Genomic DNA, 8,928 nt, shown 5'->3' with positions numbered 1-8,928 from the left:
GCCGCAACGCCGATATTCTGGTGGCCGCCGTCGGTCGTCCGGAAATGGTCAGGGCCGATTGGGTCAAGCCCGGTGCCACCGTCATCGACGTCGGCATCAACCGCATCGCGGCACCCGAGCGCGGCGAGGGCAAGACCCGCCTCGTCGGCGACGTTGCCTTTGCGGAGGTTTCTCCGGTTGCCGCCGTCATCACCCCGGTGCCGGGTGGCGTCGGCCCGATGACGATCGCCATGCTGATGGCCAATACCGTGATTGCCGCCCATCGCTCGGCAGGGCTGACGCCGCCGATATTCTAACGAAAGTGCCGTTGGGACAGCCGACAAAAATCACCGGGATCGGCTTGCCACAGCGTGAAAGACGAATATAGTCAGGAAATAAATATTCCGTAGAGGAAATAAGAGGGAACGGAAATGGCATTATCTTGGCGTTTCTCCGCCTTGGCGGATCGGCATCGCGCTCTGGGATCGAAGCTCGAGGACTGGAGCGGCATGGGAACCGCCTGGACCTACGACAAGAACATGTCAGACGAGCATGTCGCGGTCCGCACCAAGGCTGGCATCATGGATGTCTCGGGCCTGAAGAAGGTGCATCTTGTCGGCCCGCATGCGATCGCCGTGCTCGACTATATCACCACCCGCGACATGACGAAGATCTATCCCGGCCGCTCGGTCTATGCGGCCATGTTGAACGATCGCGGCCACTTCACCGACGATTGCATCGTCTATCGCACCGGCCCGAATTCCTGGATGCTGGTACACGGCTCCGGCTCCGGCCATGAGGAACTCGTCAAGCAGGCGGCGGGCCGAAACTGCGCCGTGCTCTTCGACGACGACCTGCACGACCTGTCGCTGCAGGGCCCGATCGCGGTCGATTACCTCGCCAAATATGTGCCCTGCATCCGCGACCTCAAATATTTCCATCACATGCAGACGACGCTGTTCGGCGCGCCGGTGATGATCTCGCGCACCGGCTATACCGGCGAGCGCGGCTACGAAATCTTCGTGCGCGGCCAGGACGCCGTCATGGTCTGGGACCGTATCGTCTTGGAAGGCAAGGAGATGGGCATCATCCCCTGCTGCTTCTCCGTTCTCGACATGCTGCGCGTCGAGAGCTACCTGCTCTTCTATCCCTACGACAATTCGCAGATGTATCCCTTTGCCGACCAGCCGCCCGGCGACAGCCTGTGGGAACTCGGCCTCGATTTCACGGTCAGCCCCGCCAAGACCAGCTTCCGTGGCGCTGAAGAACATGCGCGGCTAAAGGGCAAGGAACGCTTCAAGATCTTCGGCATGCTGATCGACGCGGACGGTCCGGCCGATCTCGGCGACGAGGTCTTTGCCGACGGCAAGAAAGTCGGCGTCATCACCTGCCCGAGCTATTCGTCGCTGACGAAGAAATCCATGGCGATTGCCCGTCTCGACGTTGACAAGGCAGTGCACGGGGCGAAACTCGAAGTACGCGGCAAGACTGTCAAGGCGAGCGCCGCCGCCCATACGCTCCCCTTCGACGATCCGGAGAAGAAGAAGAGGACTGCCGTAGGTTAAGGAGCACGCGAATGCTCGTTGCAGGCATCAAGAGCCGACCAGTCTACAAGGGCCTGACCATCCAGCCGCATGCCCGGCGGCACATTTTCGCGCTCGAAGGGGAGGGCGCCAAGGCTCTCCTCGGCCAGCAGCCGGCGCTTGACGAGGCAGCCCTTTCCCGCAGCGAGATCCTCTATGTCGCCCGTGGCTCTCAAGGGTCCGGCCTGGACGAGGCGCTGCGCCATCTCGGCGCCGACATGTTCTTCACGGCCCCGACGATCGCAACGCTGCTTTTTCGATTGAAGGGTTCGCTGGCCGCGGCCCATATGGGCACGCGGCTTTATATATCGGGCACGGAAGGCTTCATCGGCCAGGCGATGCTCGTGGCGCTCGAATACGGCATGGACCATGCCTCCATCATCACCGAGCATCGCGGCTCGCTGGCCAGGCGCGTACAATGCGTCCATTGCAAGGGCATCACCGACGACGTCACCGCCAGCCCTTTTGCCTGCAGCCACTGCGGGCTGACGCTTCTAGTGCGTGACCATTATTCGCGCCGGCTCGCCGCCTTCCAGGGCGTCAATATCGATGCGGAAGAGCCAGGCAGCGCGCCCAATCCGGAGGAGTTGTTCCTTTGAGCGGTGGTACAGAAATTCCCGTCCGCGTGGTGCGGATCACCTCGATCGCCGAGCGCGTCAAGCGCTTCCGCTTCGAGCGGCTGGACGGCAAGCCGATGCCTTATTTCTCCGGCGGCGCCCATGTCATCGTCTCGATGAACGATGGCGGCCATATGCGCCGCAACGCCTATTCGCTGATGTCGCCGCCGCATGATTGCGCCGCCTATGAGATCAGCGTGCTGCACGTCGAGGATTCGCGCGGCGGCTCCACCTTCATGCATGAGAAGGTCAGCGAAGGCGACGAGCTGAAGGTCAGCTATCCCGTCAACCTGTTCCAACCGGATTGGCGCGGGCGCAAGCATCTTCTGATTGCCGGCGGCATCGGCATTACGCCCTTCATTGCGATGATGGAGCAGTTTTCCCGCGAAGGCGCCAATTTCGAACTGCATTACGCCATCCGCACCCGGGACCGCGGCGCCTACTGGCGGGAACTGCTGGAGCGCTACGGTCCGCATCACATCAAGATCTATTGCGACTCCGAAGGCGGCGCCATTCCTCTGACACGGCTGCTCGACAGCCAGCCGCTCGGCACGCATCTTTATGTCTGCGGCCCCACAGGCATGATCGACGGCGTGCTGAAGACGGGGCTGAATGCCGGCTGGCCGGAACAGAACCTGCATTCGGAACGGTTCCTGTCGTCGCTGCCCGGTAAGCCCTTCGCGATCGAGCTCATCCGTTCCGGCAAGACCGTGAAGGTCGGCCATCACGAAAGCATGCTGGAGGCGATCGAGGCGGCGGGCGTCGACGCGCCCTTCCTCTGTCGCGGCGGGGCCTGCGGTCAATGCGAGACCGGAGTCGTCACCTGCGACGGCAAGCTGCTGCACAATGACGTCTATCTGACGAGCGAAGAAAAAGCATCCGGCCGCAAGGTGATGATCTGTGTTTCCCGCTTCGAGGGAAACACGCTGCATCTCGATCTTTGACGGTAAAAAGGAGACCGGACATGGCAATCGCCTTCAAGCAGGAAACGTTCCGGGACGATTTCAGCTATCGGAACAGCCCCGGGAACATCCGTCGCTTCCCGTTTCCCTTCGACCGCGACGAATATATGTATTCCGTCAACATGGAGCCGCATGTGCGCGGCCGGGCGGACACCGTTTACGAAAACCTGATCGACGTCGACGAGCACTATGTCGCCGAGATGCGCGATCGCGCGCTGGTGTTGAAGGAAGACCCGCTGCGCTATCAGGCTCTGCCGCACATGATGAGCGCGCAGTGGGACACGCTCGAACTTTTGATGGAAGAGCAGGCGGCGGGTTATCCCGACCACTTCACGCTGATCCGCAACGGCGACCAATGGCGCTGGATGAACCGCCCGCTCGGCATCGACGACAGCTTCACCTTCGGCGATGCCTCGACGCTGCCCTGCGAGCCCTTCGAATATATCACCCGCCAGGCCCAGGGCGATTTCTGCATCGTCGATCAGCGCGACGGCAATCTCTGGATGGATGCCGGCATGGTGACGACGCAGGCCGACTGGTCGCTCGATTTCGACATCGGCATGAACTTCATGGAATGGCACGGGCCGGTGCCGCTCGCCCACCAGATCGGCGTCTTCGACCGGGCTTTGAAATTCCTTCTGAACCTGCAGCAGGGCAAGCCGACACGGCGCTTCAACTGGACGATGACGATCAATCCGCGGCTCGACACCAGCCCGGAGAATTATCACAAATGGGGTCCCGACCGCACGACGGTGACTCCTGACAATGTCGGCGAGAAGGTGCATCTGCGCGTCGAGCTGCAGAGCCTGTGGCGCCTGCCGCGCTCGAACGCCATCCTCTTCGTCATCCGCTGCTACCTGATGAACATGGAAGAGCTCGTCACCGTGCCGAAATGGGCGCGGCGCTTCCCGCGCGTGCTGAAGACGCTGCCGCCAGAGCTCATCGACTACAAGGGCCTCACCCGCTTCCGCGAGACCACGATCGACTGGCTTTCCAACTACGACGATGGGGCGCCGACCAGCCCCGGCATCTATCCGGACTGAGGCGCAGCGATGCGCACCAGCGCCGTGCGTCTTCTCAGACGCGCAAACTAAGCAATGACATATAATCAAGAGGGGAATGCTTCATGACAAGAGTTGCCGTCATCGGTGCCGGTCCTTCCGGGTTGGCGCAGTTGCGCGCCTTTCAGTCGGTCGCGCAAAAGGGTGCGGAGATCCCGGAGATCGTCTGCTTCGAAAAGCAGTCCGACTGGGGCGGGCTCTGGAACTATACCTGGCGCACCGGGCTCGACGAATACGGCGAGCCGGTTCACGGCAGCATGTATCGTTACCTCTGGTCGAACGGCCCGAAGGAATGCCTCGAATTCGCCGATTATTCCTTCGAGGAGCATTTCGGCAAGCCGATCGCCTCCTATCCGCCGCGCGCCGTGCTGTGGGACTACATCAAGGGCCGCGTCGAGAAGGCGAACGTCCGCCACTGGGTACGTTTCAGCACGCCGGTGCGCATGGTCCGCTTCGATGATGACACGAAGAAATTCACGGTGACGGCGCATAACCGCGTCGTAGATCAGATGTACGACGAGGAATTCGACTATGTCGTGGTGGCGAGCGGTCACTTCTCGACACCGAACGTGCCTTATTTCGAGGGCGTGAAAACCTTCAACGGCCGCGTCCTGCATGCCCACGACTTCCGCGATGCGCTGGAATTCAAGGGCAAGGATATCCTCATCGTCGGCCGTAGCTACTCGGCCGAGGATATCGGCTCGCAATGCTGGAAATACGGCGCCAAGTCGGTCACCACGAGCTATCGGTCGAAGCCGATGGGGTTCAATTGGCCGGATAATTTCGAAGAACGGCCGCTGCTCACCAGGCTTGAAAACCGCACCGCCCATTTCCTCGACGGTTCAACGAAGGAAGTGGATGCGCTGATCCTGTGCACGGGATACCAGCATCATTTCCCCTTTCTGCCTGACGAATTGAGGCTCAAGACCGCCAACCGCCTCTGGGCCGACCATCTCTACAAGGGCGTGATCTTCGACAAGAACCCGCAGCTTTTCTATATCGGCATGCAGGACCAGTTCTACACCTTCAACATGTTCGACGTGCAGGCCTGGTGGGCGCGCGACGTCATGATGGGCCGCATCAAATTGCCGCCGGAAGAGGAACTGAAGGCGAATTTCGACATGTGGCGAGCCCGCGAGGAGACGCTCGAAGATGCCGAGCAGATGATCTGGTACCAGGGCGACTACGTGAAGGAACTGCTCGCCGAAACCGACTATCCGAGCTTCGACATCGAGGGGACCAACAAGACCTTCATGGAGTGGGAGCACCACAAGGCGGAAAACATCATGGGCTTCCGCGATCATGCCTATCGTTCGCTGATGACCGGCAACATGTCGCCGACGCACCACACCCCCTGGGTCAAGGCGCTCGACGATTCCATGGAGGAATATCTGCGCAACTGATTTCTCCCAGGCTCCCGCGTAACCGAGAAAGGGTCGTCCGTCGCGGCCCTTTCCGGCGTGTTTGAAATGAGACGAAGCAAACCCGATCTGCAACTCATTTTCTCAAGGCGTGGTCTTCATGGATTTTCAGAGCAGTGTTCTTGGCCGCATGAGCGGTTTTCTCTATCGCTGCCGTGCGGATGAAAACTACACGATGCTGGAGATGACCGATGGCATCGAACGCATCTTCGGCTATCCGGCCGAAGAGATTATCGGCAACAGCACACGCACCTTCACCTCGATCATGTGCGAGGAGGACGTGCCGCTGATGGATGAGGTCGTCGGCATCGCGCTGGAAAGCCGCACCGACTGGACGATGGAATATCGTATCCGCCACCATGCCGGATATTATGTCTGGGTGACGGAGACGGGCGGAGGAGTCTGGAACGAAAACGGCGAGCTGCTCTATCTCGAGGGCAGCATTATCAACATCGAGTCGCTCTACCGGCGCATCGACGAGCAGACCGCCGACATGCGCATCACCGCCTCGAAGACCAACGAGATCCTGCAATCGCTGCGCTATCTGAAGCTGCTCGCCGTCAATGCCGGCATCGAGGCGGCAAGGGCGGGGACGGCGGGTTCCGGCTTCGCCGTGCTCGCCGCTGAGATGCGTCAGCTCGCCAATTCCTCCGAAGAGGCCGCAAGGGCAATCACCAACGCCCAGCGCAAGGCGGAATAAAGGTTTTTACGAACGCGGCCGGGTCTTCTGCGGATCGTAGTGCGACAGTGGCACCACGATCGCCGGCAGGCGCTTCTGCTGGCCGTCGAGCTTGCCGATCTCAACCTCAGTGCCGACGGCGGCATGAGTGACGTTGACGCGGGCGAGCGCAATCGTCTTGCCGAGGATCGGAGAGCGCGTGGCGCTCGTGATAACGCCGACCTGGGCGCGGCCAATATGGACGCAATCGCCGTGGCTGACCGCGTCGTTCGCCTGCACGTCGAGCCCGACCATCAGGTGACGCGGATGCTCCTTGCGACGCAGGAGCGCCTCGCGGCCGATGAAATCGTCCTGCTTGGACTTGAGCGGCACGGTGAAGCCGATGCCGGCCTCGAAGGGATCGGTCTGGTCGTCGAATTCGTGATGGGCGAAGACGAGGCCTGCCTCGATGCGGACCATGTCGAGTGCTTCCAGTCCCATCGGCTTCAACCCATGGGGTTCGCCGGCCTTCCAGACGGCATCGAAGACGGTCAGCGCATCCTTTGGATGACAGAAGATCTCGTAACCGAGTTCGCCGGTATAGCCGGTACGCGAGACGACAACCGGGGCGCCCTCAAAGCCGCCGATGCGGCCGACCGTGAAACGGAACCATTCGAGCTCGCCGATATCAGGCTGGCGTGGCGCCGTCCAGATGATCTCCTTGAGGATGTCGCGGCTCTTTGGTCCCTRCAGGGCGATATTGTGCATCTGGTCGGTCGAGGAGCGTACCCAGGCCTTGAAGCCTTTCTTCTCGGCCTGTTCGCGCAGCCATATGCCGCTGTAGTCGTCGCCGCCGATCCAGCGGAAATTCTTGTCGCCGAGGCGGAAGAGCGTGCCGTCGTCGATCATGCCGCCGTGCTCGTAACACATGGCGGAATAGACAACCTGCCCGGTCGACAGCTTGCGCACGTCGCGCGTCAGGCAATATTGCAGCAGTTCCTCGGCATCCGGGCCTGTGACTTCGAATTTGCGCAACGGCGACAGGTCGATGACGGCGGCCTTCTCGCGGCAGGCCCAATATTCCTCGACCGGACCTGCCGAGGAAAACCGGTTTGGCAGCCAGTAGCCGCGATATTCGGTGTAATCCCGCGTCAGTGCGGAGAGGCGGGGGTGGAAGGCGGTTTCCCGCGTCAGTTCTGCGTCGGCGTCAGGGGTCATGCGATAGGCTACCGCTCTTGAGAATTTTTCTTTTCCGGAGAAGGTGCGCACGTGGATATCGGTCGGATCCCAGCCGTTGGCCGCATCGATATCGTCGGGGCAGGAGGAGGAGACGCAGACGAGATCGGTCAGCGCCCGCATCAGCACATAATCGCCCGGCCGCGACCATGGCTCGTCGAGATAGAGTTGGTTGTTGTGGTCGATATTCGTATTGTAGAAATAGTTGAGCGCCTCCCAGCCTTTCCGTCCGGGTATGCCGTAGGGCGCCAGCACCGCATTGAAATTGTCGGTGCAATTGACATGGCCGGGATAGCCCATGTCGTCATAGTAGCGCGAATTGCAGGCGGTCGCGAAGGCGTCATGGCGGCCGACCGTGTCCTGGACGACCTCCACCAACGGCTCGAAATCGCGGTCGAAAGCCTTGGACGGCAGGCCGGGGGCAGGATAGCTGCGGCCGAGCAGGGTGCGTGTGACGGTGGAATCGAGCGCAAGATCAAGGCCCTTGTCGACCTTGCGGGCGGCAAAGGCCTGGAAATCGGTGCATTGCCGGCCGTAGACATCGATGATCTGGATGAACTCTCCGGCACGGACGAAATAGGCCGAGGCGGTCGCCGCCTTGATGCGGATGTCCTCAATCGGATCTGCCATCGGCTCGGGGAGGGCCGCGGCATAGTCGCGGATCAGCCTGCTGCGCCTGACGCGGATCTCAATCGGCGTTGCCGTGTCCTGCGCGTCAGGCGACATCGCCGTTGCCGGTGCGGCGGCAATCAGCAGACCCTTCATCGTGATCGCAAACTCCGCCCTGCTGCCGGGAGTGGAGGCTTCGCTGAAGATGCGGATCGCACCTGCCGTGGCGAGATCGGCACCGCGTCGCTCAAGCGCCGTGCGGGTCCGGGTGGCGCCTTCATCACCCGAAGAGAGAATGGCCTTTAGTCCTTCGGCCGAGCCGGTGAAGGCTGCGCCGAGGCCGGCCGATTGAAACCGGCCGTTTTCGTCGAGGAAGGAAAGCTCGCACGCTTGTCCGCCTTCGCTGTCGATCAGGGTGACGTGGTCGCCTGCCTCAACGCGAACAACAAGGGATCCACCGCCCTTGCAGCGGTAACGCTCAACACCCTCGGGTAGCGCGGGGATACCGGGATAGCGGATGATGCTTGCCGATACCGGTCGCACCCCTGACATCCCGGGATGGAGATCTCGCATGTGGTCCTCATGGGATTAATGTGCTCTCCGGCACGCAAATCATGCTGACAAAATGCCGCCCGAAAGTAAAGGGATGTTGACTAAAAAGAAAATATCTTCACTATGCATAAAGGGTCGAGACTCGGAAATCCGCTCGGGAGCGCGGATCGAGAAAATGCCGGGCAGCCCATGCAATGCCACGGGAGGCGCGTTCAGGGAGACGTACGCAAAGCTACGTCCCGAACAAATA

The 8,928-nt window shown here is 61.2% G+C and carries 7 protein-coding genes and 1 pseudogene; 7 read left to right on the top strand and 1 reads right to left on the bottom strand.

Annotation, left to right across the window (positions count from 1 at the left end; translation table 11 throughout):
- From AC1DM5_RS34920 to AC1DM5_RS34890, 7 genes and pseudogenes are all read left to right on the top strand, one after another.
- Positions 1 to 296: pseudogene (locus AC1DM5_RS34920) on the top strand (bifunctional methylenetetrahydrofolate dehydrogenase/methenyltetrahydrofolate cyclohydrolase); the annotation flags it as partial.
- 114 nt (positions 297 to 410) lie between these two features.
- A complete protein-coding gene (locus AC1DM5_RS34915) occupies positions 411 to 1,544 on the top strand; it encodes an aminomethyl transferase family protein (RefSeq protein ID WP_477976810.1) in 1,134 nt (377 codons plus the stop codon).
- A gap of 11 nt (positions 1,545 to 1,555) precedes the next feature.
- Complete coding sequence (locus tag AC1DM5_RS34910; protein WP_477819566.1) at positions 1,556 to 2,161, top strand: dimethylamine monooxygenase subunit DmmA family protein; 606 nt, start codon at positions 1,556 to 1,558, stop codon at positions 2,159 to 2,161.
- Positions 2,158 to 3,123, top strand: a complete 966-nt coding sequence (locus AC1DM5_RS34905; protein ID WP_477819567.1) for a PDR/VanB family oxidoreductase — start codon at positions 2,158 to 2,160, stop codon at positions 3,121 to 3,123. The genes AC1DM5_RS34910 and AC1DM5_RS34905 overlap by 4 nt, the downstream gene beginning before the upstream one ends.
- A 20-nt stretch (positions 3,124 to 3,143) precedes the next feature.
- On the top strand, positions 3,144 to 4,184 hold the full coding sequence (locus AC1DM5_RS34900; protein WP_477819568.1) for a heme-dependent oxidative N-demethylase family protein: 1,041 nt from the start codon (positions 3,144 to 3,146) through the stop codon (positions 4,182 to 4,184).
- A gap of 83 nt (positions 4,185 to 4,267) precedes the next feature.
- Positions 4,268 to 5,605, top strand: a complete 1,338-nt coding sequence (locus AC1DM5_RS34895; RefSeq protein ID WP_477819569.1) for an NAD(P)-binding domain-containing protein — start codon at positions 4,268 to 4,270, stop codon at positions 5,603 to 5,605.
- A gap of 118 nt (positions 5,606 to 5,723) precedes the next feature.
- Positions 5,724 to 6,323, top strand: coding sequence for a PAS domain-containing protein (locus AC1DM5_RS34890; protein ID WP_477819570.1), 600 nt, complete (start codon positions 5,724 to 5,726; stop codon positions 6,321 to 6,323).
- 6 nt (positions 6,324 to 6,329) lie between these two features.
- Here AC1DM5_RS34890 and AC1DM5_RS34885 read toward each other — a convergent pair whose 3' ends face one another.
- The gene (locus AC1DM5_RS34885) at positions 6,330 to 8,699 is read right to left on the bottom strand and encodes a DUF1989 domain-containing protein (RefSeq protein ID WP_477976808.1); all 2,370 of its coding nucleotides are present in this window, start codon (positions 8,697 to 8,699) and stop codon (positions 6,330 to 6,332) included.
- Positions 8,700 to 8,928 lie beyond the last annotated feature (229 nt).

Source organism: Rhizobium sp. 01T437 (assembly GCF_056398505.1).
The sequence above is the reverse complement of the archived record's forward strand: the minus strand, read 5'-3'. Positions and strand labels throughout refer to the sequence as shown.

Coding starts and splice junctions, on each gene's coding strand:
- AC1DM5_RS34900 (WP_477819568.1), top strand. CDS start 3,144: ATGGCAATCGCCTTCAAGCAGGAAACGTTCCGGGACGATTTCAGCTAT.
- AC1DM5_RS34895 (WP_477819569.1), top strand. CDS start 4,268: ATGACAAGAGTTGCCGTCATCGGTGCCGGTCCTTCCGGGTTGGCGCAG.
- AC1DM5_RS34910 (WP_477819566.1), top strand. CDS start 1,556: ATGCTCGTTGCAGGCATCAAGAGCCGACCAGTCTACAAGGGCCTGACC.
- AC1DM5_RS34915 (WP_477976810.1), top strand. CDS start 411: ATGGCATTATCTTGGCGTTTCTCCGCCTTGGCGGATCGGCATCGCGCT.
- AC1DM5_RS34890 (WP_477819570.1), top strand. CDS start 5,724: ATGGATTTTCAGAGCAGTGTTCTTGGCCGCATGAGCGGTTTTCTCTAT.